38 protein-coding genes are annotated in these 22,965 nt (G+C 48.0%); 2 read left to right on the forward strand and 36 right to left on the reverse strand.

All coding sequences use genetic code 11. The features are described 5' to 3' along the window. Positions 1-19: 19 nt before the first annotated feature. The 32 genes from rplO to fkpA all read right to left on the reverse strand — a co-directional run bounded on the left by rplO (position 20) and on the right by fkpA (position 18,069). The gene (rplO, locus tag ACVA58_RS16200; protein WP_107349867.1) at positions 20-454 is read right to left on the reverse strand and encodes a 50S ribosomal protein L15; all 435 of its coding nucleotides are present in this window, start codon (positions 452-454) and stop codon (positions 20-22) included. Between the two features lie 5 nt (positions 455-459). Continuing rightward, positions 460-639, reverse strand: a complete 180-nt coding sequence (rpmD, locus tag ACVA58_RS16205; RefSeq protein ID WP_107349866.1) for a 50S ribosomal protein L30 — start codon at positions 637-639, stop codon at positions 460-462. A 5-nt stretch (positions 640-644) separates the two neighbouring features. Then, a complete protein-coding gene (gene rpsE / locus ACVA58_RS16210) occupies positions 645-1,142 on the reverse strand; it encodes a 30S ribosomal protein S5 (protein WP_107349865.1) in 498 nt (165 codons plus the stop codon). Positions 1,143-1,154: 12 nt separating this feature from the next. After that, complete coding sequence (gene rplR / locus ACVA58_RS16215) at positions 1,155-1,508, reverse strand: 50S ribosomal protein L18 (RefSeq protein ID WP_068330631.1); 354 nt, start codon at positions 1,506-1,508, stop codon at positions 1,155-1,157. A 9-nt stretch (positions 1,509-1,517) separates the two neighbouring features. Then, on the reverse strand, positions 1,518-2,051 hold the full coding sequence (gene rplF, locus ACVA58_RS16220; RefSeq protein WP_036816283.1) for a 50S ribosomal protein L6: 534 nt from the start codon (positions 2,049-2,051) through the stop codon (positions 1,518-1,520). Between the two features lie 12 nt (positions 2,052-2,063). Beyond that, a complete protein-coding gene (gene rpsH, locus ACVA58_RS16225) occupies positions 2,064-2,456 on the reverse strand; it encodes a 30S ribosomal protein S8 (protein ID WP_036816282.1) in 393 nt (130 codons plus the stop codon). Between the two features lie 38 nt (positions 2,457-2,494). Continuing rightward, the gene (rpsN, locus tag ACVA58_RS16230) at positions 2,495-2,800 is read right to left on the reverse strand and encodes a 30S ribosomal protein S14 (protein WP_107299061.1); all 306 of its coding nucleotides are present in this window, start codon (positions 2,798-2,800) and stop codon (positions 2,495-2,497) included. Positions 2,801-2,815: 15 nt separating this feature from the next. Then, positions 2,816-3,355: a 50S ribosomal protein L5 gene (rplE, locus tag ACVA58_RS16235; RefSeq protein ID WP_107349863.1), complete on the reverse strand. Its 540-nt coding sequence runs from the start codon at positions 3,353-3,355 to the stop codon at positions 2,816-2,818. A gap of 16 nt (positions 3,356-3,371) precedes the next feature. After that, the gene (gene rplX, locus ACVA58_RS16240; RefSeq protein ID WP_446511443.1) at positions 3,372-3,683 is read right to left on the reverse strand and encodes a 50S ribosomal protein L24; all 312 of its coding nucleotides are present in this window, start codon (positions 3,681-3,683) and stop codon (positions 3,372-3,374) included. 12 nt (positions 3,684-3,695) lie between these two features. Further along, on the reverse strand, positions 3,696-4,067 hold the full coding sequence (gene rplN / locus ACVA58_RS16245; RefSeq protein ID WP_004410450.1) for a 50S ribosomal protein L14: 372 nt from the start codon (positions 4,065-4,067) through the stop codon (positions 3,696-3,698). Between the two features lie 163 nt (positions 4,068-4,230). Continuing rightward, positions 4,231-4,485, reverse strand: a complete 255-nt coding sequence (gene rpsQ / locus ACVA58_RS16250; RefSeq protein WP_428657256.1) for a 30S ribosomal protein S17 — start codon at positions 4,483-4,485, stop codon at positions 4,231-4,233. After that, positions 4,485-4,676, reverse strand: a complete 192-nt coding sequence (gene rpmC / locus ACVA58_RS16255; RefSeq protein WP_107349860.1) for a 50S ribosomal protein L29 — start codon at positions 4,674-4,676, stop codon at positions 4,485-4,487. The genes rpsQ and rpmC overlap by 1 nt, the downstream gene beginning before the upstream one ends. Continuing rightward, the gene (gene rplP / locus ACVA58_RS16260; RefSeq protein WP_255044042.1) at positions 4,676-5,086 is read right to left on the reverse strand and encodes a 50S ribosomal protein L16; all 411 of its coding nucleotides are present in this window, start codon (positions 5,084-5,086) and stop codon (positions 4,676-4,678) included. The genes rpmC and rplP overlap by 1 nt, the downstream gene beginning before the upstream one ends. 11 nt (positions 5,087-5,097) lie before the next feature. Beyond that, a complete protein-coding gene (gene rpsC, locus ACVA58_RS16265; protein ID WP_107299058.1) occupies positions 5,098-5,787 on the reverse strand; it encodes a 30S ribosomal protein S3 in 690 nt (229 codons plus the stop codon). Positions 5,788-5,806: 19 nt separating this feature from the next. After that, on the reverse strand, positions 5,807-6,139 hold the full coding sequence (gene rplV / locus ACVA58_RS16270) for a 50S ribosomal protein L22 (RefSeq protein WP_007469139.1): 333 nt from the start codon (positions 6,137-6,139) through the stop codon (positions 5,807-5,809). A 10-nt stretch (positions 6,140-6,149) separates the two neighbouring features. Further along, positions 6,150-6,428: a 30S ribosomal protein S19 gene (gene rpsS / locus ACVA58_RS16275; RefSeq protein WP_005302795.1), complete on the reverse strand. Its 279-nt coding sequence runs from the start codon at positions 6,426-6,428 to the stop codon at positions 6,150-6,152. A gap of 18 nt (positions 6,429-6,446) precedes the next feature. Further along, positions 6,447-7,271 (reverse strand): 50S ribosomal protein L2, encoded by an 825-nt coding sequence (gene rplB / locus ACVA58_RS16280; protein WP_446511444.1) that lies wholly within the window; start codon positions 7,269-7,271, stop codon positions 6,447-6,449. An 18-nt stretch (positions 7,272-7,289) separates the two neighbouring features. After that, positions 7,290-7,592: a 50S ribosomal protein L23 gene (gene rplW / locus ACVA58_RS16285; protein WP_039465430.1), complete on the reverse strand. Its 303-nt coding sequence runs from the start codon at positions 7,590-7,592 to the stop codon at positions 7,290-7,292. Beyond that, positions 7,589-8,191: a 50S ribosomal protein L4 gene (rplD, locus tag ACVA58_RS16290; protein WP_255044044.1), complete on the reverse strand. Its 603-nt coding sequence runs from the start codon at positions 8,189-8,191 to the stop codon at positions 7,589-7,591. Before rplD ends, rplW begins: the two co-directional genes overlap by 4 nt. A 16-nt stretch (positions 8,192-8,207) precedes the next feature. Next, a complete protein-coding gene (gene rplC, locus ACVA58_RS16295) occupies positions 8,208-8,837 on the reverse strand; it encodes a 50S ribosomal protein L3 (protein WP_255044045.1) in 630 nt (209 codons plus the stop codon). A gap of 14 nt (positions 8,838-8,851) precedes the next feature. Further along, positions 8,852-9,163, reverse strand: a complete 312-nt coding sequence (gene rpsJ, locus ACVA58_RS16300; protein WP_107299054.1) for a 30S ribosomal protein S10 — start codon at positions 9,161-9,163, stop codon at positions 8,852-8,854. Positions 9,164-9,573: 410 nt separating this feature from the next. Beyond that, positions 9,574-10,056, reverse strand: a complete 483-nt coding sequence (gene bfr, locus ACVA58_RS16305) for a bacterioferritin (RefSeq protein WP_255044046.1) — start codon at positions 10,054-10,056, stop codon at positions 9,574-9,576. Between the two features lie 82 nt (positions 10,057-10,138). After that, the gene (gene bfd, locus ACVA58_RS16310; RefSeq protein ID WP_255044047.1) at positions 10,139-10,327 is read right to left on the reverse strand and encodes a bacterioferritin-associated ferredoxin; all 189 of its coding nucleotides are present in this window, start codon (positions 10,325-10,327) and stop codon (positions 10,139-10,141) included. Positions 10,328-10,568: 241 nt separating this feature from the next. Beyond that, positions 10,569-11,753 (reverse strand): elongation factor Tu, encoded by a 1,185-nt coding sequence (tuf, locus tag ACVA58_RS16315; protein ID WP_446511445.1) that lies wholly within the window; start codon positions 11,751-11,753, stop codon positions 10,569-10,571. Between the two features lie 109 nt (positions 11,754-11,862). After that, a complete protein-coding gene (gene fusA / locus ACVA58_RS16320; protein ID WP_446511446.1) occupies positions 11,863-13,959 on the reverse strand; it encodes an elongation factor G in 2,097 nt (698 codons plus the stop codon). A gap of 90 nt (positions 13,960-14,049) precedes the next feature. Further along, complete coding sequence (gene rpsG, locus ACVA58_RS16325) at positions 14,050-14,520, reverse strand: 30S ribosomal protein S7 (RefSeq protein WP_005371760.1); 471 nt, start codon at positions 14,518-14,520, stop codon at positions 14,050-14,052. 93 nt (positions 14,521-14,613) lie between these two features. Next, complete coding sequence (gene rpsL / locus ACVA58_RS16330) at positions 14,614-14,988, reverse strand: 30S ribosomal protein S12 (protein ID WP_005417208.1); 375 nt, start codon at positions 14,986-14,988, stop codon at positions 14,614-14,616. Between the two features lie 178 nt (positions 14,989-15,166). Further along, positions 15,167-15,460: a sulfurtransferase complex subunit TusB gene (tusB, locus tag ACVA58_RS16335; protein WP_446511447.1), complete on the reverse strand. Its 294-nt coding sequence runs from the start codon at positions 15,458-15,460 to the stop codon at positions 15,167-15,169. Between the two features lie 68 nt (positions 15,461-15,528). After that, on the reverse strand, positions 15,529-15,885 hold the full coding sequence (gene tusC / locus ACVA58_RS16340) for a sulfurtransferase complex subunit TusC (protein ID WP_446511448.1): 357 nt from the start codon (positions 15,883-15,885) through the stop codon (positions 15,529-15,531). 10 nt (positions 15,886-15,895) lie between these two features. Beyond that, positions 15,896-16,288 carry a sulfurtransferase complex subunit TusD gene (gene tusD / locus ACVA58_RS16345; RefSeq protein WP_446511449.1) on the reverse strand — a complete coding sequence of 131 codons (393 nt, stop codon included), beginning with the start codon at positions 16,286-16,288 and terminating at the stop codon, positions 15,896-15,898. Continuing rightward, positions 16,285-16,974 (reverse strand): helix-turn-helix transcriptional regulator, encoded by a 690-nt coding sequence (locus ACVA58_RS16350; RefSeq protein WP_373689530.1) that lies wholly within the window; start codon positions 16,972-16,974, stop codon positions 16,285-16,287. Before ACVA58_RS16350 ends, tusD begins: the two co-directional genes overlap by 4 nt. 291 nt (positions 16,975-17,265) lie before the next feature. After that, the gene (fkpA, locus tag ACVA58_RS16355) at positions 17,266-18,069 is read right to left on the reverse strand and encodes an FKBP-type peptidyl-prolyl cis-trans isomerase (RefSeq protein WP_446511450.1); all 804 of its coding nucleotides are present in this window, start codon (positions 18,067-18,069) and stop codon (positions 17,266-17,268) included. A 177-nt stretch (positions 18,070-18,246) separates the two neighbouring features. Between fkpA and ACVA58_RS16360 the strand changes: the two genes are divergently transcribed. Together ACVA58_RS16360 and ACVA58_RS16365 are read left to right on the forward strand one after the other, a co-directional pair. Next, positions 18,247-19,224 (forward strand): WD40 repeat domain-containing protein, encoded by a 978-nt coding sequence (locus ACVA58_RS16360; protein ID WP_446511451.1) that lies wholly within the window; start codon positions 18,247-18,249, stop codon positions 19,222-19,224. A gap of 4 nt (positions 19,225-19,228) precedes the next feature. Continuing rightward, positions 19,229-19,450: a SlyX family protein gene (locus ACVA58_RS16365; RefSeq protein WP_107349846.1), complete on the forward strand. Its 222-nt coding sequence runs from the start codon at positions 19,229-19,231 to the stop codon at positions 19,448-19,450. Positions 19,451-19,512: 62 nt separating this feature from the next. Here the strand turns inward: ACVA58_RS16365 and slyD are convergent, their stop codons facing one another. The 4 genes from slyD to kefG all read right to left on the reverse strand — a co-directional run bounded on the left by slyD (position 19,513) and on the right by kefG (position 22,795). After that, positions 19,513-20,070: a peptidylprolyl isomerase gene (gene slyD / locus ACVA58_RS16370; protein WP_446511452.1), complete on the reverse strand. Its 558-nt coding sequence runs from the start codon at positions 20,068-20,070 to the stop codon at positions 19,513-19,515. Between the two features lie 102 nt (positions 20,071-20,172). Then, on the reverse strand, positions 20,173-20,385 hold the full coding sequence (locus ACVA58_RS16375; RefSeq protein ID WP_446511453.1) for a YheV family putative zinc ribbon protein: 213 nt from the start codon (positions 20,383-20,385) through the stop codon (positions 20,173-20,175). A 39-nt stretch (positions 20,386-20,424) separates the two neighbouring features. Next, a complete protein-coding gene (gene kefB, locus ACVA58_RS16380; RefSeq protein ID WP_446511454.1) occupies positions 20,425-22,236 on the reverse strand; it encodes a glutathione-regulated potassium-efflux system protein KefB in 1,812 nt (603 codons plus the stop codon). Next, complete coding sequence (gene kefG, locus ACVA58_RS16385) at positions 22,226-22,795, reverse strand: glutathione-regulated potassium-efflux system ancillary protein KefG (RefSeq protein ID WP_446511455.1); 570 nt, start codon at positions 22,793-22,795, stop codon at positions 22,226-22,228. The genes kefB and kefG overlap by 11 nt, the downstream gene beginning before the upstream one ends. Between the last annotated feature and the right edge of the window lie 170 nt (positions 22,796-22,965).

Raw genomic sequence — 22,965 nt, forward strand, 5'->3', positions numbered from 1 at the left:
TACCTCATCCTCGAGTTAATTATTCCTCGATTTTACCGCCTGCAGCTTCGATAGCAGCTTTAGCGCCTTTAGTAACGCGTAGACCTTTAACTGTTACAGTGCGAGCAATCTCACCAGAAAGTACAACTTTCACGAACTCGATGTTCTTAGTGATTAGGTTCGCAGCCTTAAGAGTTTCAAGACTTACTACGTCACCTTCAACTTTCGCTAGTTCACCTAGACGAACTTCAGCTGTTACAAGGCTCTTGCGAGAAGTAAAACCGAATTTTGGTAGACGCTGTTTCAAAGGCATTTGACCGCCTTCGAAGCCTGGACGTACAGAACCACCTGAACGTGATTTCTGACCTTTGTGACCACGGCCACAAGTTTTACCCAGACCTGAACCGATACCACGGCCTACGCGCTTCGCAGAAGGCTTAGAACCAGCAGCCGGAGATAGAGTATTCAAACGCATACTGATTACTCCTCAACTTTAACCATGTAGAAAACTTTGTTGATCATACCGCGTACGCACGGTGTGTCTTCAAGTTCTACAGTGTGGTTGATGCGACGAAGGCCTAGGCCACGCAAAGATGCTTTATGCTTCGGCAAACGACCGATAGAGCTCTTTGTTTGGGTTACTTTAATAGTTTTAGCCATGTCGATTACTCCAGAATTTCTTTAACAGAAAGACCACGCTTAGCAGCGATCATTTCTGGAGAGTTCATTCCACTTAGACCATCAATTGTTGCGCGAACAACGTTGATTGGGTTAGTAGAACCGTATGCTTTAGCTAGTACGTTACGGATACCCGCAACTTCTAGCACTGCACGCATTGCACCACCGGCGATGATACCAGTACCTTCTGATGCAGGCTGCATGTACACTTTAGAACCAGTGTGGCGACCTTTAACAGCGTGGTGTAGAGTACCGTCGTTTAGTGCAACAGTAACCATGTTACGACGTGCTTTTTCCATCGCTTTCTGGATTGCAGCAGGAACTTCACGTGCCTTACCGTAACCAAAACCGATGCGACCGTTACCGTCACCAACTACTGTTAGTGCAGTAAAGCTGAAAATGCGTCCGCCTTTAACCGTCTTAGATACACGGTTAACAGCGATCAGCTTTTCATTCAAATCTGATTGTGTTTTTTCGTTAGCCATCTTCCGCCTACCTTAGAATTTCAGACCAGCTTCACGAGCAGCTTCTGCAAGAGCAGCTACACGGCCGTGGTATTGGAAACCAGAACGATCGAATGCAACGTTAGAGATGCCTTTTTCAATCGCGCGCTCAGCAATAGCTTTACCTACAGCTGCAGCAGCGTCTTTGTTACCAGTACTCTTAACCTGTTCGCGAATCGCCTTTTCTACGGTAGAAGCGGCAGCGATTACCTCAGAGCCATTTGGTGCGATTACCTGAGCGTACACGTGACGTGGAGTACGGTGTACAACTAGGCGAGTTGCGCCCAGTTCAGCAATCTTACGACGTGCTCGGGTCGCACGACGGATACGAGATGCTTTCTTATCCATAGTGTTACCTTACTTCTTCTTAGCTTCTTTAGTACGCACGATTTCATCGGCGTAACGAACACCTTTGCCTTTGTAAGGCTCAGGGCTACGGTAAGCGCGAATATCAGCCGCTACTTGACCAACAACCTGCTTATCAGTACCAGTTAGTACGATTTCAGTTTGTGATGGACATTCAGCTTTGATACCTGCTGGTAATTCGTGCTCAACTGGGTGAGAGAAGCCTAGAGTTAGCGCTACAGAGTTGCCTTTAATGGCAGCACGGTAACCTACACCCTTCAAAGTAAGCTTCTTAGTATAGCCTTCAGTAACACCAACAACCATGTTGTTAACTAGTGCACGAGCAGTACCTGCTTGAGCCCAAGCCTTATCGAATCCTTCACGAGGACCGAAAGTGATGGTGTTTTCTTCCTGGGACAATACAACTGCTTCGTTGATAACGCGAACTAGTTCGCCCTTACCACCTTTAACAGTGATTTCCTGACCGTTGAGTTTAACTTCTACGCCGGCAGGAATAACTACTGGTGCTTTTGCAACACGAGACATTTCCTACTCCTATTATGCTACGTAGCAGATAATCTCACCGCCAAGACCCGCTTTGCGAGCAGCGCGGTCGGTCATAAGACCCTTGGAAGTGGATACAACAGCAATACCAAGGCCACCCATCACTGATGGAAGAGCATCTTTTTTCTTGTAGATGCGCAGACCAGGACGTGATACACGTTGGATTTGCTCGATAACTGGGTTAGCTTCGAAGTACTTAAGAGTAACTTCTAGCTCAGGCTTAACTTCACCAGATACAGTGTAGTCAGCCACGAAACCTTCTTCTTTAAGAAGAGCTGCAATAGCAACTTTCATTTTTGAAGATGGCATTTTAACAGCAACTTTTTTCGCTGCCTGACCGTTACGAAGACGGGTCAGCATATCCGAGATCGGATCTTGCATGCTCATAAGTCAATACTCCGTGATTCTAAATTGGATAACTGGGATTACCAGCTAGCCTTACGCAGACCCGGAATCTCGCCTTTCATGCAAGCTTCACGAACCTTGATACGGCTAAGACCAAACTTACGTAGGTAGCCGTGTGGACGTCCAGTCTGGTTACAGCGGTTACGCTGACGAGACTTCGCAGAATCACGTGGTAGTGACTGAAGTTTAAGCACTGCATTCCAGCGATCTTCTTCAGACGCATTCACGTCGCTAATTAGAGCTTTTAGTGCCGCACGCTTTTCAGCGAACTTTACTGCTAGCTTGGCACGTTTAGCTTCGCGTGCCTTCATTGATTCTTTAGCCATTAGTAACCCTTACTTTTACTTACGGAATGGGAAGTTAAAAGCAGACAGTAGAGCATGAGCTTCTTCGTCAGATTTAGCAGAAGTTGTGATAGTGATATCAAGACCACGTACACGATCTACTTTATCGTAATCGATTTCTGGGAAGATGATCTGCTCACGAACGCCCATGCTGTAGTTACCACGACCATCGAATGATTTCGGGTTTAGACCACGGAAATCACGAATACGAGGTACAGCAATAGAAATTAGACGCTCAAAGAAGTCCCACATGCGTTCGCCACGTAGAGTTACTTTACAGCCAATAGGGTAGCCCTCACGGATCTTAAAGCCAGCAACAGACTTACGAGCTACAGTGATAAGCGGCTTCTGACCTGCAATAGCAGTCATGTCAGCAGCAGCATTCTCTAGAAGCTTCTTGTCGTTGATCGCATCGCCCACACCCATGTTAAGTGTGATCTTTTCGATCCTTGGGACTTGCATGATACTCTGGTATTCGAACTTTTCAGCAAGTTCTTTAACTAGAGTCTCTTTGTAGTAATCATGCAGTTTCGCCATTGTACTACTCCAAAAATTACTTGATAGTTTCGCCAGTCGATTTGAAGAAACGAACTTTTTTGTCGTCTTCGAATCGGAAGCCTACACGGTCCGCGTTACCTTCACCGTTAACGATTGCAACGTTAGAAGCATCAATTGCTGCTTCTTGTTCAACGATGCCACCTTGTACGCCCATAGCCGGTACCGGCTTCTGGTGCTTTTTAACAAGGTTGATACCTTCAACGATTACTTTACCGGTTGCTAGAACCTTAGTTACTTTACCTTTCTTACCTTTATCTTTACCAGTAAGAACGATAACTTCGTCGTTACGACGGATTTTAGCTGCCATTTGCGTTACTCCTTACAGTACTTCAGGCGCAAGTGAAACGATCTTCATGAACTTATCGCCACGAAGCTCACGAGTCACTGGGCCGAAAATACGAGTACCGATTGGTTGCTCAGTGTTGTCGTTCAACAATACGCAAGCATTACGGTCAAAGCGAATGACAGAGCCGTCTGGACGACGTACGCCTTTACGAGTGCGCACAACCACCGCTTTCAGAACGTCACCTTTCTTAACTTTACCGCGAGGAATTGCTTCCTTAACAGTAACCTTGATGACATCACCGATATGTGCATAGCGACGGTGTGAACCACCCAGAACCTTAATACACATTACGCTACGAGCGCCGGAGTTATCGGCTGCGTCAAGCATACTTTGCATTTGGATCATGTTAGTGCTCCGCTAATTTTAAACATCTTGACCCATCTCGAGCCGTTTTGCCTTTTCTTCAAAGGCGGCGAATAATAACACCATTTTCGGACGATGGGTAGACAAAAAATGAACGGCCCCAAAATTTCTCGGGGCCGTTATGTTAAATCGTAGTTAAGTTCGCTTAAACGCGAGCTTTTTCAACTACGCGTACCAGTGTCCAAGACTTAGTCTTAGACAGTGGACGGCACTCACGAACTTCAACTGTGTCGCCTTGGCTACACTCATTGTTTTCGTCATGTGCGTGAAGTTTAGTCGTGCGAGTGATGTACTTACCGTAGATCGGGTGCTTCACTTTACGCTCGATTGCAACAACAATAGACTTATCGCCTTTGTTGCTAACAACACGACCAAGCTGAGTACGAATTTGATCGCTCATTATGCGCCAGCCTTCTCAGTCAGAACGGTTTTAACACGTGCGATATCGCGACGTACTGATTTCAGAGTGTGAGTCTGCTGCAGTTGACCAGTTGCAGCCTGCATGCGCAGGTTGAACTGCTCGCGCAGTAGGTTCACAAGCTCAGCATTCAGCTCTTCAACGCTTTTAGCGCGCAGATCTTGTGCGTTCATCACATCACCGCCTTAGTTACGAATGTTGTTTTGATAGGTAGCTTACGTGCAGCAAGTTTAAATGCTTCACGTGCTAGCTCTTCAGAAACACCATCCATCTCATACAGAACTTTACCAGGTTGGATTTGTGCTACCCAGTACTCAACGTTACCCTTACCTTTACCTTGACGAACTTCAAGAGGCTTAGATGTAATTGGTTTGTCTGGGAAGATACGAATCCAGATTTGACCCTGACGTTTGATGTGACGAGTCATCGCACGACGCGCTGCTTCGATCTGGCGAGCAGTGATACGGCCACGGCCGACTGCTTTAAGACCAAATGTACCGAAGCTTACGTCAGTGCCGTTCGCTAGACCGCGGTTACGACCTTTAAAGGTCTTGCGGAATTTAGTGCGTTTAGGTTGCAGCATCTATAAACTCCTTATTTACGGCCTTTGCGCTGCTTCTTAGGCTTGTCAGCCTTTGGCTCTTCTACTGGCATGCCGCCTAGAACTTCACCTTTGAAGATCCAAACTTTAACGCCAATTACACCGTACTGGGTGTGAGCCGAAGAAGTTGCGTAATCAATGTCAGCACGAAGAGTGTGTAGAGGTACACGACCTTCACGGTACCACTCAGAACGTGCGATTTCAGCGCCGCCTAGACGACCGCTTACTTCTACTTTGATACCTTTAGCGCCAAGGCGCATAGCGTTCTGAACTGCACGCTTCATAGCGCGACGGAACATAACGCGACGCTCTAGCTGAGACGAGATGCTGTCTGCTACTAGTTTGCCGTCTAGCTCAGGCTTACGTACTTCCGCGATGTTGATCTGTGCTGGAACACCAGCGATCTTTGAAACGCGAGCACGTAGTTTCTCTACGTCTTCGCCTTTCTTACCGATAACAACGCCTGGACGAGCAGTGTGAATAGTCACACGGATGCTCTTAGCAGGACGCTCGATAACGATACGTGAAAGAGACGCTTTTGCTAGTTCCTTAGTAAGGAACTGACGTACCTTGAAGTCGCCGTCTAGGTTGTCAGCGAACTCTTGGCTGTTAGCAAACCAAGTGGTATTCCATGGCTTAACGATGCCAAGACGAATACCATTAGGATGTACTTTTTGACCCATTGCTTTCTCTCCTAGTCTCTTAGCGGTCTGCTACAACAACAGTGATGTGGCTAGAACGCTTCAAGATGCGATCGGCACGGCCTTTAGCACGAGGCATAATACGCTTCATGGTAGGACCTTCGTCAACGAAGATTTTAGCTACTGATAGATCATCAATATCTGCGCCTTCGTTGTGTTCTGCGTTAGCGATAGCTGACTCTAGAACTTTCTTAATTAGATCAGCAGCTTTCTTGTTGCTGAACTGAAGAATTTCTAGAGCTTGAGCAACTGGCTTACCGCGCAGTTGATCTGCAACCAAACGAGCTTTCTGCGGCGAAATGCGAGCAAAGCGATGTTTAGCGATAGCTTCCATTACTTACTCCTTAGCGCTTCTTAGCTTTCTTATCCGCAGCGTGGCCGCGGTAAGTGCGTGTTGGTGCAAATTCGCCTAGCTTGTGACCGATCATTTCTTCAGAAACGAAAACAGGAACGTGCTGACGACCATTATGGACAGCGATGGTCAAACCGATCATCTGAGGGATGATCATTGAGCGACGGGACCAAGTCTTTACAGGCTTCTTGTCACCGCTTTCCAACGCTTTCTCTACCTTCTTCAGCAAGTGTAGGTCAATAAATGGACCTTTCTTGAGAGAACGTGGCATGGCGTATCCTCTTTAAAATTACTTGTTACGACGACGTACGATGTACTTGTCGGTACGCTTGTTCTTACGAGTCTTGTAACCCTTAGTTGGAACACCCCAAGGTGAAACAGGGTGACGGCCACCAGAAGTACGGCCTTCACCACCACCATGTGGGTGATCAACTGGGTTCATTACAACACCACGTACAGTTGGACGAACACCGCGCCAGCGTGAAGCACCAGCTTTACCTAGCTCACGTAGCATGTGTTCTGCATTACCAACTTCACCTAGGGTCGCACGACCTTCAGAAAGAACTTTACGCATTTCACCAGAACGTAGACGTAGAGTCACATAAGTGCCTGCACGTGCAATGATCTGAGCGTATGCACCAGCTGAACGAGCCAGCTGAGCACCTTTACCAGGCTTAAGCTCAACACAGTGTACTGTTGAACCTACTGGGATGTTGCGCATTGGTAGTGTGTTACCAACTTTGATAGCAGCATCTGCGCCAGACTGGATAGTGTCACCAGCCTGAATACCTTTAGGTGCGATAATGTAGCGGCGCTCACCGTCTGCGTACAGAACTAGAGCAATATTTGCGCTACGGTTTGGATCGTATTCTAGACGCTCAACTTTCGCTGGGATACCGTCTTTAGTACGTTTGAAATCGATGATACGGTAAGCATTTTTGTTACCACCACCGATGTGACGTACTGTAATACGACCGTTGTTGTTACGACCACCTGACTTAGATTTTTTCTCTAGTAGTGGTGCGTACGGCTTACCCTTATGCAGGTCAGAGTTAACCACTTTAACTACGTGGCGACGACCTGGGGAAGTCGGCTTACATTTTACAATAGCCATTCTTCTTTGCTCCTAGCCTTACTCTGCACTGCCAGCGAAGTCGATGTCTTGACCTTCTTTCAGGATAACGTAGGCTTTCTTAACGTCTGAACGACGGCCTTGACGCATACCTTGACGCTTGGTCTTACCCTTAGTGATAAGAGTATTTACAGACTTAACTTCAACCTCGAACAGTTTTTCAACTGCTGCTTTGATCTCTTTCTTTGTCGCATCTTTAGCTACTTTGAATACGATAGTGTTACCGTTTTCAGCAGCCATAGTTGCTTTTTCAGAGATGTGCGGAGCACGTAGAACTTTTAAAATACGCTCTTCAGTGATCATGCTAGCATCTCCTCAACTGCTTTAACTGCTGCTGCAGTCATCACAACTTTATCGAAAGCGATCAAGCTAACTGGGTCAATTGCCTTCGCGTCACGTACGTCTACTTTGTATAGGTTACGTGCAGCTAGGAATAGATTCTCATCTAGTTCGCCAGTTACGATCAGCGCATCAGTTAGCTCAAGCTCAGAAAGCTTAGCTACTAGCGCTTTAGTTTTAGGTGCTTCTACAGAGAACTCATCAACAACGATTAGACGCTCTTGACGAACTAGCTCAGAAAGAATGCTCTTCATAGCACCGCGGTACATTTTCTTGTTAACTTTCTGGCTGTGGTCCTGTGGACGAGCAGCGAAAGTTACACCACCGGTACGCCATAGCGGGCTACGGATTGTACCTGCACGAGCGCGACCTGTACCTTTCTGGCGCCATGGTTTAGCACCACCACCAGAAACGTCAGAACGAGTCTTCTGAGCACGTGTACCTTGACGAGCACCTGCTGCAAAAGCAACAACTACTTGGTGTACAAGCGCTTCATTGAAGTCACGCCCAAAAGTAGTTTCGGAGACAGTTAGCGCATCAGCGCCTTTGACTACCAATTCCATTACTAACTCCTCGACGTTACGCTTTAACAGCTGGTTTGACGATCACGTTGCCACCTGTTGAGCCTGGTACTGCACCTTTAATAAGAAGCAGATTACGCTCAGCGTCAACACGTACGATCTCTAGGTTTTGAGTCGTTACACGCTCAGCACCCATGTGACCAGCCATTTTCTTGCCTTTAAATACGCGACCTGGAGTTTGACATTGGCCAATTGAACCCGGAGCGCGGTGAGACAAGGAGTTACCGTGAGTCATATCTTGAGTACGGAAGTTCCAGCGCTTAACAGCACCTTGGAAACCTTTACCCTTAGATGTACCAGTAACGTCTACTTTTTTAATTTCGTTGAACAGCTCAACAGTTAGCTCAGCGCCAACAGCGAACTCTTCGTTGTTCTCTAGACGGAATTCCCAAAGACCGCGACCTGCTTCAACACCTGCTTTCGCAAAGTGGCCAGCTTCTGGCTTAGAAACACGGTTAGCTTTCTTTGAACCAGTAGTTACCTGGATTGCGTTGTAGCCGTCAGTTTCTACAGATTTAACCTGAGAAACGCGGTTAGCTTCAACTTCAACCACAGTTACTGGGATAGAAACGCCATCTTCGGTAAATACGCGGGTCATGCCCACTTTACGACCGATTAGACCAATCATTCTCTTATCTCCTCTTAACCTAGGCTGATCTGGACATCAACGCCAGCAGCTAGATCTAGACGCATAAGAGCGTCAACAGTTTTGTCTGTTGGCTCAACGATGTCGATAAGGCGCTTGTGAGTACGAATTTCGTACTGGTCACGTGCGTCCTTATTAACGTGAGGAGATACAAGAACAGTGAAGCGTTCTTTACGAGTAGGTAGAGGGATTGGACCCTTAACCTGCGCGCCAGTACGCTTAGCTGTTTCAACGATTTCCGCAGTCGACTGATCGATCAAACGGTGATCGAACGCCTTAAGGCGGATACGAATACGTTGGTTCTGCATGAGACAGAGCTCCAATAATAAAAATTACACAAACAATATCGCCACTCAACCTCGTATAGACGAGAGAATGCCGATTGATTTATGTGAACGTAGTATCCCTATCGGATACATTGTCAGTCAATTTAATGACTGCGAACATAAGTCAGAGTATACATTTATAAACTGCTCAGCAGTTTCTTCCTCAACGCTTATTGGTTCACAACCGCACTTACAAGAACTTATATCCTCAGGCAGTGGAGGGCATTATACAGATCACAGTTTCGAACGCAACCCTTGTCGGAAAATTAAACAAAGATGAGGCTAAGATGTTGTTGCGATGAGCTTAATTTCTAGAATCCGCTCTTGCTCCCCTACATATATAAAAAATCCCTGCTCAAGAGCAAGGATTCATAAAGATTTATGGAGTTCCCCTATCCCTCATCTTCGTCGATGATCTGGGCCTGGTTGTAATTGGCAATCCCGACTTTTTCTATCAGCCCGAGTTGGGTTTCGAGCCAGTCGACATGTTCCTCTTCATCTTCGAGGATATCTTGGAACAAGTCGCGTGATACATAATCCCTTACCTCTTCTGAGTAAGCAATGGCATCACGCAGATCCGGAATCGCGGCCATCTCCAGTGCCAGGTCACACTCGAGCATCTCCTGAGTATCTTCGCCGATATTAAGCTTGCCGAGATCTTGCAAGTTGGGCAACCCTTCGAGAAACAAGATACGTTCGATTAAATGATCCGCGTGGTTCATCTCATCTATCGACTCATGGTATTCCTTGTCGGCAAGATGTTTCAAGCCCCAGTCTTTGTACATTCGGGCATGGAGAAAATACTGATTGATGGCGACCAATTCGTTACCGAGGACTTTGTTGAGGTGTTGGATGATTTTCGGATCAGCTTTCATTGCAAAACGCTCCTCTGTCAGTTCCCATAAGCATAGAACTGATTAGAAGAGTGTCAAAAGACACGATGTGATAAAGCCGTTATTAACTGGCTTTTTTGTACTGGATGATAGTTACCTGCTCAAGAACTTCCTTCGCTTGGCGGATACACTTACCACACTGCGAGCCAAGGGGGGTAACTTGGCGGATCCCGCGGATATCGCTGATCCCGTGCTGCTCAGCCAGCTTCATTATTTTCTTATCGGAAATTCCGTGGCACAAGCAAACGTACATCGTCTTACCATCATCTCAATATAATGGATAGAATATAAACAAGAATTGTTTGCATTACCAGTTGCAATCATCTCGCTTATTAGAACAATTTGGGGTTTAAGATGATACGTTTATGCTTTTATGAAATATAACTACAGAGGAGTAAACCAATCAAGGCAGAGGCTTTCATTTTAGATGCGAGAGAAAAACAAAAAGGGAGCCGAAGCTCCCTTTTTTAGTACAGAGTTTGTACTAAGCGTTATTAAGCAACGATAGTTGCAACAACACCAGCACCAACTGTACGGCCACCTTCACGGATAGCAAAACGTAGACCTTCGTCCATCGCGATAGGTGCGATTAGAGTAACAGTCATAGAGATGTTATCACCAGGCATTACCATTTCTACGCCTTCAGGTAGCTCGATAGTACCTGTTACGTCAGTTGTACGGAAGTAGAACTGTGGACGGTAACCTTTGAAGAAAGGAGTGTGACGACCGCCTTCATCTTTAGAAAGAACATAGATTTCTGAAGTGAAAGTAGTGTGTGGAGTGATTGAACCTGGCTTAGCAAGAACCTGGCCACGCTCAACTTCGTCACGCTTAGTACCACGTAGAAGAACACCAACGTTCTCACCAGCACGGCCTTCGTCAAGAAGCTTACGGAACATCTCAACACCAGTACAAGTAGTTGTAGTAGTGTCTTTGATACCGATGATTTCTACTTCGTCACCTACAGTGATGATACCTTGCTCAACACGACCAGTAACAACAGTACCACGGCCCTGGATTGAGAATACATCTTCGATAGGAAGGATGAATGGTAGATCGATTGCACGCTCTGGCTCTGGGATGTAGTTATCTAGAGCTTCAGCTAGTTCAACAATCTTGTCTTCCCACTCTTTCTCGCCGTTTAGAGCGCCAAGAGCAGAACCCATGATTACTGGGCAGTCATCACCTGGGAATTCGTACTCAGAAAGAAGTTCACGAACTTCCATCTCAACTAGCTCTAGAAGCTCTTCGTCATCAACCATGTCACACTTGTTCATGAACACGATGATGTAAGGGATACCAACCTGACGGCCTAGTAGGATGTGCTCACGAGTCTGAGGCATAGGGCCATCAGTTGCAGCAACAACTAGGATACCACCATCCATCTGAGCAGCACCAGTGATCATGTTTTTAACGTAATCGGCGTGTCCTGGGCAGTCTACGTGTGCGTAGTGACGAGTTGGAGTATCGTACTCTACGTGAGAAGTAGAGATTGTGATACCACGCTCGCGCTCTTCTGGAGCGTTATCGATAGATGCGAAGTCTTTAGCTTGGCCACCGTACACTTTTGCAAGCGTAGTACAGATAGCAGCAGTTAGAGTTGTTTTACCGTGGTCAACGTGGCCGATAGTACCAACGTTTACGTGCGGTTTTACGCGTTCAAATTTTTCTTTAGACACGATCGTGTTCCTTCCTAGTTGTGATACGCCCCATTGACAAAAATATGGGACGTGCCAGAAGTTGCTATTTTATGCGCCAACAGCCATTGGCGCAATATAGATCTTGCGATTAACCACGCTCGGCGATGATAGCATCGGCGACATTCTTTGGAACATCAGCGTATTGGCTGAATTCCATTGAGTATGACGCTCGACCCTGGGTCGCTGAACGCAGGTCAGTTGCGTAACCAAACATTTCCGAAAGCGGTACTTTGGCACGGACAATTTTCAGGCCAGCAGGGCCTTCATCCATACCTTCGATCATGCCGCGGCGACGATTAAGGTCACCAACAACATCACCCATCCAGTCTTCCGGAGTGGTTACTTCAACCTTCATCAATGGCTCAAGAATAACGGGTTGAGCTTCTAGCGCCCCCTTCTTGAAAGCCATAGAGCCGGCAATCTTAAATGCCATTTCGTTGGAGTCAACGTCATGGTAAGAACCGTCAAACAAGGTCGCTTTGACATCCATTACAGGATAGCCTGCAAGCACACCGTTGTTCATCTGCTCTTCGATACCTTTAGAAACAGCACCAATGTACTCTTTCGGTACCACACCACCAACGACTTCGTCCACGAACACGAAACCTTCATCAGGCTCCGATGGTTCGATTTTCAGCCATACGTGACCATACTGGCCGCGACCACCTGACTGGCGCACAAATTTCCCTTCCACTTCCGTTTTACCACGGATAGTTTCACGATATGCAACCTGAGGCTTACCAACGTTACACTCAACGCTGAATTCGCGCTTCATACGATCTACGATGATATCTAAGTGAAGCTCACCCATACCTGAAATCAAGGTTTGACCAGATTCCTCGTCGGTTTCGACACGGAACGATGGGTCTTCTGCCGCCAGTTTACCTAGCGCAATACCCATTTTTTCTTGGTCAGCTTGAGAACGAGGCTCAACAGCAATTTGGATTACAGGCTCTGGGAATTCCATGCGCTCAAGAACCACTTTATGGTTTTGGTCACATAGAGTGTCACCGGTAGTGACATTCTTCAGGCCGATCGCCGCTGCGATATCACCGGCACGGATTTCTTTCACTTCTTCACGTTTGTTCGAATGCATCTGTACGATACGTCCGAAACGCTCGCGTTTTTCTTTTACAGAGTTGTAGACGGTGTCGCCAGTATTTACAACTCCAGAATAAACACGCATGAAGGTCAAGGTGCCAACGAATGGGTCGGTTGCGATTTTGAACGCTAGCGCTGAAAATGGTTCATCATCGCTTGAATGGCGCTCAACTTCGTTACCGTCTTCGTCTTCACCGCGGATAGCTTTCACTTCCGTTGGCGAAGGCAGGAATTCAATCACTGCATCAAGTACAGCCTGAACACCTTTGTTTTTAAATGCTGAACCACAGGTTGCAAGCACGATCTCGTTCGCTAGCGTACGCTGGCGAAGACCGGCTTTAATTTCCGCTTCAGACAACTCACCTTCTTCAAGGTACTTGTCCATCAGCTCTTCAGTTGCTTCCGCAGCTGATTCAACCAGGTTCTGACGCCATTCCTCAGCAAGCTCAACCATGTCAGCTGGAATATCTTCATAGGTAAATGACATACCCTGATCAGATTCATCCCAGTTGATAGCCTTCATCTTGATAAGGTCAACAACGCCTTTAAATTCTTCTTCAGCACCGATATTCAATTGAATTGGCACTGGACTCGCACCAAGACGGTTTTTGATCTGGTCAACAACACGAAGGAAGTCAGCACCAGCTCGGTCCATCTTGTTTACGAAAACCATACGCGGCACTTCGTACTTATCAGCCTGACGCCAAACGGTTTCAGACTGAGGCTCAACACCCGAAGAGCCACAGAAAACAACAACAGCACCATCAAGTACACGTAATGAACGCTCTACTTCGATAGTAAAGTCAACGTGTCCTGGGGTATCAATGATGTTTACGCGGTGTTCAGGGAACTGAGCTTCCATACCACGCCAGAAGGTGGTAGTCGCAGCAGATGTGATGGTGATACCACGTTCCTGCTCCTGCTCCATCCAGTCCATGGTAGCTGCGCCGTCGTGAACCTCACCAATTTTGTGAGATAAACCTGTATAAAACAGGATACGCTCGGTAGTTGTTGTTTTACCGGCGTCAACGTGAGCACAAATACCGATGTTACGGTAGCGCTCGATAGGCGTTTTACGAGCCACGGCAGTATCCTCTTACTAAGGGGGTCCTTAGAGTATGGTTTAGGCGCGACAAGCAAAGCTTGCCGCGCCCTATTTGTATTACCGGGTAAATTACCAGCGGTAATGTGCGAACGCTTTGTTCGCGTCTGCCATACGGTGAACGTCTTCACGTTTCTTAACAGCAGAACCTTTGTTGTCAGCCGCATCAAGCATTTCGCCTGCTAGACGCTGAGCCATAGATTTTTCACCACGCTTACGCGCAGCTTCAACCAACCAACGCATAGCTAGTGCGTTACGACGTACTGGACGTACTTCTACAGGCACCTGGTAAGTTGAACCACCCACACGGCGAGATTTAACTTCTACCGCTGGACGTACATTTTCAAGAGCTTTTTCGAATACAGCTAGGTGTTCTTCACCAGAACGCTCAGCCATAGTTTCTAGTGCAGAGTAAACAATTTTTTCTGCAGTAGATTTTTTACCGTCAACCATTAGGATGTTGACGAATTTTGCCAGCAGCTCAGATTTGAACTTTGGATCTGGAAGGATCTTACGCTGACCAATTACGCGACGACGTGGCATGGAAATCTCCGTTGTGTCTTCAGGTTATCCAAAACTTTACAGTTTCTTCAAAATTAAATAATTTTAGTGTTTGGCCTTACTTAACGGAATCCATTAAGACTTAGGACGCTTCACACCGTACTTAGAACGACCTTTCTTACGGTCGTTAACGCCTGCACAGTCAAGTGCACCACGAACGGTGTGGTAACGCACACCTGGCAAATCTTTAACACGACCACCACGGATAAGAACAACTGAGTGCTCCTGAAGGTTGTGACCTTCACCGCCGATGTATGATGTTACTTCGAAACCGTTTGTTAGACGAACACGACATACTTTACGTAATGCTGAGTTAGGTTTCTTAGGAGTAGTAGTGTATACACGAGTACATACACCACGCTTCTGTGGGCACGCTTCTAGTGCAGGCACGTTGCTTTTTACAACTTGCTTAGCACGTGGCTTACGTACCAACTGGTTAATAGTTGCCATTAAATAGCTCCTGAAATATTACTTTCGTAAAGATGAAAAATCTGCCTCCCAACAACAGGAGGACGCGAAATTTTAGGCATCGCACCCAAGGGTGTCAAGATGTAACCAGCGATCAATTAAATGATTATTTCTTAATCAACCAAATATCCACTGGTTTTCCAAGGTTTGAGAGTCCCTATCAAACCCATTTCATCTGGGTTTCATTATCAACAGTCAACCCAACAAACCCTTTATAATCAATAACATCAATATCAAGCCTAAGCTTGCCTTGCAGTCCTCTGGCAATGATATCCTCAGACAGTAAATAAATTTTTACGCCGGCATCGTTAAACTGAAAAATTGGGCTATTTTCTACCGTCGCAGCGATTACTGCGTCTTGGATCAGTAAAATCGAGTCATTTTTGCTGATTATCGCCCTAGCTTCGCTGAAGGCTTGAGACTGGAATGGGGAGCGGGTAAAAATATGCAGCATACTGTCTGTGCCTCGAAACTATGCCTGAGTGAATATGGTTTTGTTGGTTGTGCTAAAGATGGAAAAAATTAGAACGTCAAAACGCGCTGGCAGGCATGGAGGTGTTCGGAGAATACAGCCGGCTCGCACTCAATCACATCGATAAGCAAATCATCGACAGTTAGCCCGCGCGTCTGCAGCGATTGGCGGCAGACATAAACCTGCTCGATATCATAAAGTTCTAACATCTTGAACGTAACAATATAATCACGTGACAGGATCCCCTGCGGCTGCTGCCCATCAAGTAACTGGTAAACACCGTCACCATGAAAGAAAAGCGAAATATCTTCACTATAGGCCGACGTGGCCAACACAGCATCCAACCCCTCGCGTCCCGAGGCAATACCATGTGGCGCGTGGCGGAATACAAAACCTAACGTTGTCATGACTATCCCGTTAAAATTGAATGACGCGATCAGCCGTCAGCATCGCTTCAGCCAACCCGCCGAGGCCTGCTTGCTCAAAACCTGTGGCTAGGTTGCTGCCCGCCAACTGATTCTGCTCAGCTTCCTGTGGGCTAATGACCCCCCGACGCAAGGCGGCAGCCACGCAGGTTTGCAACTCTGTGCCATGCTCCTGTGCCAACTGCTGCCAAGCAGCCACCAAGTCAAACTCGTCGGACGCCGGGGCCGTTAAGGCGGAGCCGTTATGGACCCCATCTTGATAGAAAAAAACCCGCGACAAACCATGCCCTTCCGCCAACAGCGCCTGAGCAAACTGATAAGCCGATCGTGCCGATTGGGTCCCGTAAACAGGTCCTTCCACTACCAGCACATAGTTCAGGCTCATTTTTCGCCATCCTCAGTCTTACGCTGGCGGATGTAGAGGTATACCGTGTGCTTGGAGATATTGAGACGATCAGCAACTCGGTTGATCGCATCTTTGATATCGAAAATCCCCTTGTCGTACAGCTCCATCACGATCTGACGATTCTTGGCATTGTTCGAGACATTCTTGTCGGCATTAATTTCTTCAATGGTGCGTTCAACAGTCTGATCCACAAGCTCATCAACATCACTGGCGAAGTTAACGCTCGATGCTGCCTGCTTAGCTTCATCGGTTGGCATGAAGGATTGTAAGATCTGCGAGAAAGGCGCATCCAAATTGACGTTAATACACAGCAGACCAATGATGTCATTATCTCCATTGCGGATAGCAATGGTAATCGACTTCATCAAGTCCCCACCCTTGGCGCGAGTAAAGTAAGCTCGGGAGAAATTACGTTCTGAGCCTTCGATATCACGCAGCATGCGCAGGGCAAGATCGGTGATAGGCGAACCGACCTTACGACCGGTATTCTCACCATTGGCGATCTTGATGGCCGAGGTATTAAGATCGGCTAGCGAGTGAAGTACGATTTCACAGAACGGGCCAATCAGTGCCGCCAAACCATCGACGACCGCCTCGTAAGAACGTAGGATAATGTAATCGTGCTCGCTAAAAGCACGCGGCTCAATTAAGTCGTTCTCGACCATCACATCTGAGCCAAAGTTTTCAGTAGATACCACGCGATTATCTTCCTTGCTGTTACCCATTCTATTTAACTTCTTTCCACAGAAATGGGAAAAATTAATAGAATGGGCTATGCCTCACCGAGATAGAATCTTTCACGGCGATTGATAAATTTTCAAATCTTGCTTGCAAGTTTATCAGATTTCAGACACTAGCCTGAACATTTTCACGTCATATACAACTAGAATGATAAAAAAACCCAGCTTTCGCTGGGTTTTTTAATAATGACCAATATGGTAGTAAAGCGACGAGACTTACTGCGTTTCTTCTGCAGTTGGCTGTTCTGCTTTAACGATATCTAGTAACTCGACTTCGAACACTAGAGTAGAGTTAGCAGGAATGCTTGGATTTGCCTGAGAGCCGTAAGCCAACTCTGGCGGGATAACGAAAGTGAACTTCGAACCAACAGGCATTAGCTGTACGCCTTCAGTCCAACCAGAAATCACTTGGTTTAGCGGGAATGTCGCAGGCTGGTTACGAGCGTAAGAGCTATCGAACTCAGTGCCGTCCGTTAGCATCCCTTTGTAGTGTACTTTAACGGTATCTGTTGCTGCTGGTTTGTCACCTTCACCGGCAGTATCTACTTGGTAAAGCAAGCCTGAATCAGTCTTGACTACACCGTCTTTCTGCTCGAATTCAGCACGGTAATCTTCACCTGCCTTAATGTTCTTTTCTGCTTCTTCCTGTGCTTGCTGCTGCGCCATTTCAGACACACGTTGATCCAGCGACTGAAGCGCCTGCTGAGTCTCTTCCGTTGTTAGACGGCTCTGGCCAGCAAATACGTCAGTCACACCGGCAAGTACTTGCTCACGGCTCAGTTCCAAACCTAGCTCTTTCTGCTGATCTAGGTTAGCGGCTAGGTATTGGGCCAATGAAGCACCGATCGCATAAGCAGCTTTGTCATCTTCAGTAGCAAATGTCGCCGGTGCGGCTTCCGCTGCGACCTGCTCTACTTTTGCAGGCTCTGCCGGTTTTGTTTCCGCTGCTTTCTCATCTTGGCAGCCTACAGCTAGCAGGATTGTTGCAGCCAAAACAGACATCTTTAGAACAGGTTTCATGTATTTCTCCATTTTAAACTGAGGCAAAACCTCAAAAATCATTCACCAGCCTTTTCAACAAGCAGTATGAAAAGCACTGTAGATCAATATACTAATATGCACCTTATGAATTCACTGCCCAGCAGTATATTCATAAGGAAATGACACTATGTGTTAACCAAGTGGAACAAGACCTTAATGCAAACAAAAAGATACGTGCCCAGCTTCATTTTGGCACTTTTCATTCTCACTGGCTGCTTTTTTTCCGGTACAGAGTTACAACGCTGGGATCTTGCACCAGAAGGCACCACCAGTTTCAGCCTGAGCCGGGACGGACGGTTTGCTCTCTACCACTCAGCCCAACAAGGTATCGTGCTGTGGGATTTACAGCAAAACAAAAAGTTAGCTGATTTTGGTTCTCAAGATCCACATCACAATACGGTGCTCAGTAGCCAGATATCCGACAACGGACGCTACGCCATTACCGCCACGGCACAAAACTTTGCCGTCTGGGATCTAGCCTGGGGCCAATCCGAGGGACTGTGGTCCATTTCCGACGGTTTGATCCGCGATGTTTCCGTTGCCAACAACGGCCAACATGTCCTGCTTGCCCTGTCCAACAGCAAAGCCCTGTACGTCGACTTGGGCAGCGGAAGACGGCTAGAGTTCCTCGCCCACCGAGAAAAAGTCAATTCGGTGGCAATTTCTGCCAATGGTCGCTATGCCCTGTCAGGAGGAAATGATCACTCTGCCTATCTGTGGGACACCCAAAGTGGCCAGATCCTCCAGCAGTTCGAGCATCAGAGTCGGATCAGCCGAGTGGCCCTACAGCGTGATGGCAAGCTGGCAATGACCGCCGACGGCAGCAACGAGATCGTGATTTGGGAATTACCAAGCGGTGAGCAAATTTCGTCACTGACCGTGCGTCTGCGACAGCAGATTTTATCTAGTGCCCGCTTCTCCGATGACGGCAAGCGGCTTGCTACTGGCACCCCTGCCCGACGGGTAGAATTATGGGATACCCAAACCGGGGATAACCTCGGCCGCTGGGAGGCAGCAGCCAAACAAGATACTCGACCCCCAGCAGCGGTGGTGTATGATGTGGCCATTACTCCCGACGGTCATGTGGTCTCGGGAACTTCGGCAGGTATCGCCCAGCAATGGACGACGGAATAACGCAATGAAAGAAATCGAACAGCTACAGGCCCGTATCGACGAGCTTGAAATGAAGCAGGCTTTTCAGGAGCAGACTATCGAGGAGCTAAACCAGGCCCTTACTGAGCAGCAGTTCCTGATTGATAAAATGCAGACCCAGTTGAAATTCATGGTTGGCAAGGTCAAGGGCATAGAGCCATCGAATATGGCCAGCGAGTCGGAAGAGACACCGCCACCGCATTACTAGCCGGTGCTGGGTACAAAAAAAGGAAGCCAATGGCTTCCTTTTTTAATACTAACCATTAACGATTAGTGAGAGCAGCCGCCTTCGCCGCCGCAGCAGCCTTCTTCCTGCTCACCGTGGTCGTGATCACCACAGCTACCGCCACCGCAGCAACCGCCGCCCTGGTGGATATGGCCATGAGCAACTTCTTCTTCAGTCGCAGCTCGTACCGCAACAACTTCTACGCCGAAAGTCAAAGTCTGACCCGCTAGCATGTGGTTGCCGTCAACAACAACGTGGTCACCGTCAACTTCTGTAACTTCTACAGGGATTGGACCCTGATCAGTATCAGCTAGGAAACGCATGCCAACAGTAATTTCGTCTACGCCCTGGAATACGTCAGCCGGTACACGCTGAACCATTTCGTCCACGTGCTCACCGTACGCTTCTTCTGGAGCAACTGTCACTTCAAACTTGTCGCCAGCTTCGCGGCCTTCAAGCGCCTTCTCCAAACCTACGATCAGGTTGTTGTGGCCGTGTAGGTAATCAAGAGGTGCTTCAGTTGTCGACTGATCAACAACAACGCCTTCTTCGGTCTTCACTTGGTAAGCCAGGCTTACTACGATGTCTTTAGCGACTTTCATGTTTACTCCAATTTTGAACTGGGTATCAAAGGATTTCGCCCGCATGATACCGGATAATGGCAGCTAGATGCCAATATTCTGTTTAAAGGCTGTTCAGCCAAATCAGTCTTCGGGCTTAAATATACCGATAACTTGTTGTTTGGTTTGTGAAGAGAGTTGCTCGCTCTGCTCGACCGATTGCGGTGCTCTCACATCGGCATGACCGCAAGACACACATTCAACCCGCTCCACATCATTTTCCTGCCACCAGCGCAGCGTATCCTGCTGACTACAGCTTGGACAGATTGCACCGGCGATAAATCGCTTCTTGGCCATGCTTTCGCTCCTTGCCTCTGTGTTAATTAGGGAGACTTGTCAGTCCCAGCCATCATGCCGTTCGCGCTCCCCCCGCATCTCCCGGTCAAAAATCTCTTCCAGCTCTTTGCGCGCTTCACGTGCTCGGGTTGCCAGATGGACATCCTCAGAGTGCTGCGGAAGTAAATCTCTCAAGGCGGTGGTATCCAAGCGGCGAAAATGTGCCTCAGCCCGCTTGGCCTGATAAGGGTGCATGCCAAGAGATATGAGGGCCTGACGGCCCAAATCAAGGGCACCAGCAAAAGTTTCCCGGGAAAAATTCTCGACCCCATGACTGAGCAACTGGTGCGCCTCGACCCGACTTCTGGCCCTTGCCAGTACTTTAAGCTTAGGAAAATACTGCTGGCATAAATCGACGACTTCCATCACTTCATCCGGTTCATCAGTACAAATAATAATGGCCTCCGCTTTGTCGGCGCCGGCAGCGCGCAGTAAATCCAACTGGGTTGCATCACCGTAGTAGACCTTGTAACCAAATTTACGCAGGAACTGAATTTGGCTCGGATCGCGTTCCAGAACGGTTACCCGGATCTTGTTGGCAAACAGCAAGCGTCCGACTACCTGTCCAAAGCGACCAAATCCGGTAATGATCACCCGGGGTTCTCGGTCAATTACATCCGACTCCAGTTCAGCCTCGGCTTCCGCTTTGAAGGTGTGGATGAACCACTTGTCCTGTAACAACAAAATCAATGGTGTCGTCATCATCGACAAACTCACCACCACCAGCAAGAAAGACGATAACTCGCGGCCCAGCAGTCCCTCTCCCATAGCTGCAGTAAACAGAACAAAGGCAAATTCCCCGCCCTGGCTCAAAATCGCTGCCATCTGGCTGCGTGACTTGGCACGGGTACCGAAGATCCTTGCCAAGCCATATAAGATAAAGCCCTTGATACTGATCAGCGCAAAAACAGCTAGCAATATCTGCAGCGGATACTGCAGTAACAACCCAAGATTAACGGCCATGCCGACCGAGATAAAAAACAATCCCAGCAATAATCCTTTAAAAGGCTCGATGGCAATTTCCAGCTCATGGCGGTATTCACTCTCGGCCAACAACACCCCGGCAAGGAAAGTTCCCAGGGCCATCGACAGCCCGAGCGACTGCATCCCCAAGGCAATACCAATGACCAGCAGCAACGCCGCGACATTAAACAACTCGCGTACCCCACTGAGTACCACCCAGCGAAACAGTGGACGCAATAAAAAATGTCCACCGACCAACAAGGCCAAAATGCCACCGATCATCCAAGCAAAATCAAGCCAGCTACCGCCACCGCCGCCCGCCAACACTGGCAATATCGCCAGCATCGGGATCACCGCGATATCCTGGAACAGCAGAACGGCAAAGCCAGACTGGCCAGTTTCACTGCCACCAAGATTCTGCTCTTCAATCACCCGTAAAGCGATGGCCGTCGATGACAACGCCAGTCCCATCCCGACTACCAAGGCGTCACGCCATGACACCGCCGGCAAAAATGACTGCCCGGCCAGCACCAACACCAAAGCGGCAATCACTAAAGTAGTTACCACCACCTGGCTACCGCCCAGCCCCAAAATAGGTTTGCGCATCTGCCATAGCTTCTTGGGGTTCAGCTCTAACCCGATAAGGAACAACAGCAACACCACACCAAATTCGGAGAAGTGGAGAATAGCGTCGACATCGGAGATCAGCCTCAGTCCCCACGGGCCAATCGCGATCCCAGCCAACAAATAGCCCAGCACCGAACCAAGCCCCAAACGCTGGGCGATAGGCACAGCGACTACCGCTGCGGCAAGGAACACGACGCTGACTGACAGTACATCACTCGCCATACTTCGCTTCCTCCATCAATGCACCGGGCGCTTCCAACCATTGACGATAGTCCTCGCTATGCTGGTTGCGCTCCTCAATCGGCACCCGACGGGCCCAATGCAACACCAAAGGAGGCAGCCACGTCATCCGACACAGCATCGCACTGAGCTCAAACGGCCGCAGGATTTCCGCCATACTGCAGCGGTTATAGCCATCCGGGGTATAAGCTTCCGCTGCCCCACCTGTAGTGATCACCGAGCGCCAATACTTGCCTGTGGTTTGGTTACCCTCACCATGGGCAAACCCCTTACAGAGAACCACATCAATCCACTCCTTTAGCAGTGACGGGCAGGAGTACATATAAAGAGGATGCTGGAAAACAATGATGTCGTGATCCCTCACCAGCTCCCGCTCGAAGGTGACATCAATAAAGAAATCAGGATAGGCCGCATAGAGATCATGGACCGTGACATGGGAAAGCTGACTAATCGCAGCCAGCATGGCGCTGTTGGCGACCGAGGCCTCTGGATCAGGGTGAGCATAGAGCACGAGTATGCGAGGAAGTCCTTTTGCTGTCATAGCATTCCTTGTTATACGACAAAATATGCCTATAGCGCCGTAAGTTACAACGTTTCATTAACCTATATCCACATAATACATAATTGCAGGCAAAGTAGATCGATTAATCACTTTTAACCATTCGCATCCTTGTTATTTATCCTTGTATGGTGGTATTAGCGGTCATCGCC

The organism is Photobacterium sp. DNB22_13_2, assembly GCF_052873915.1.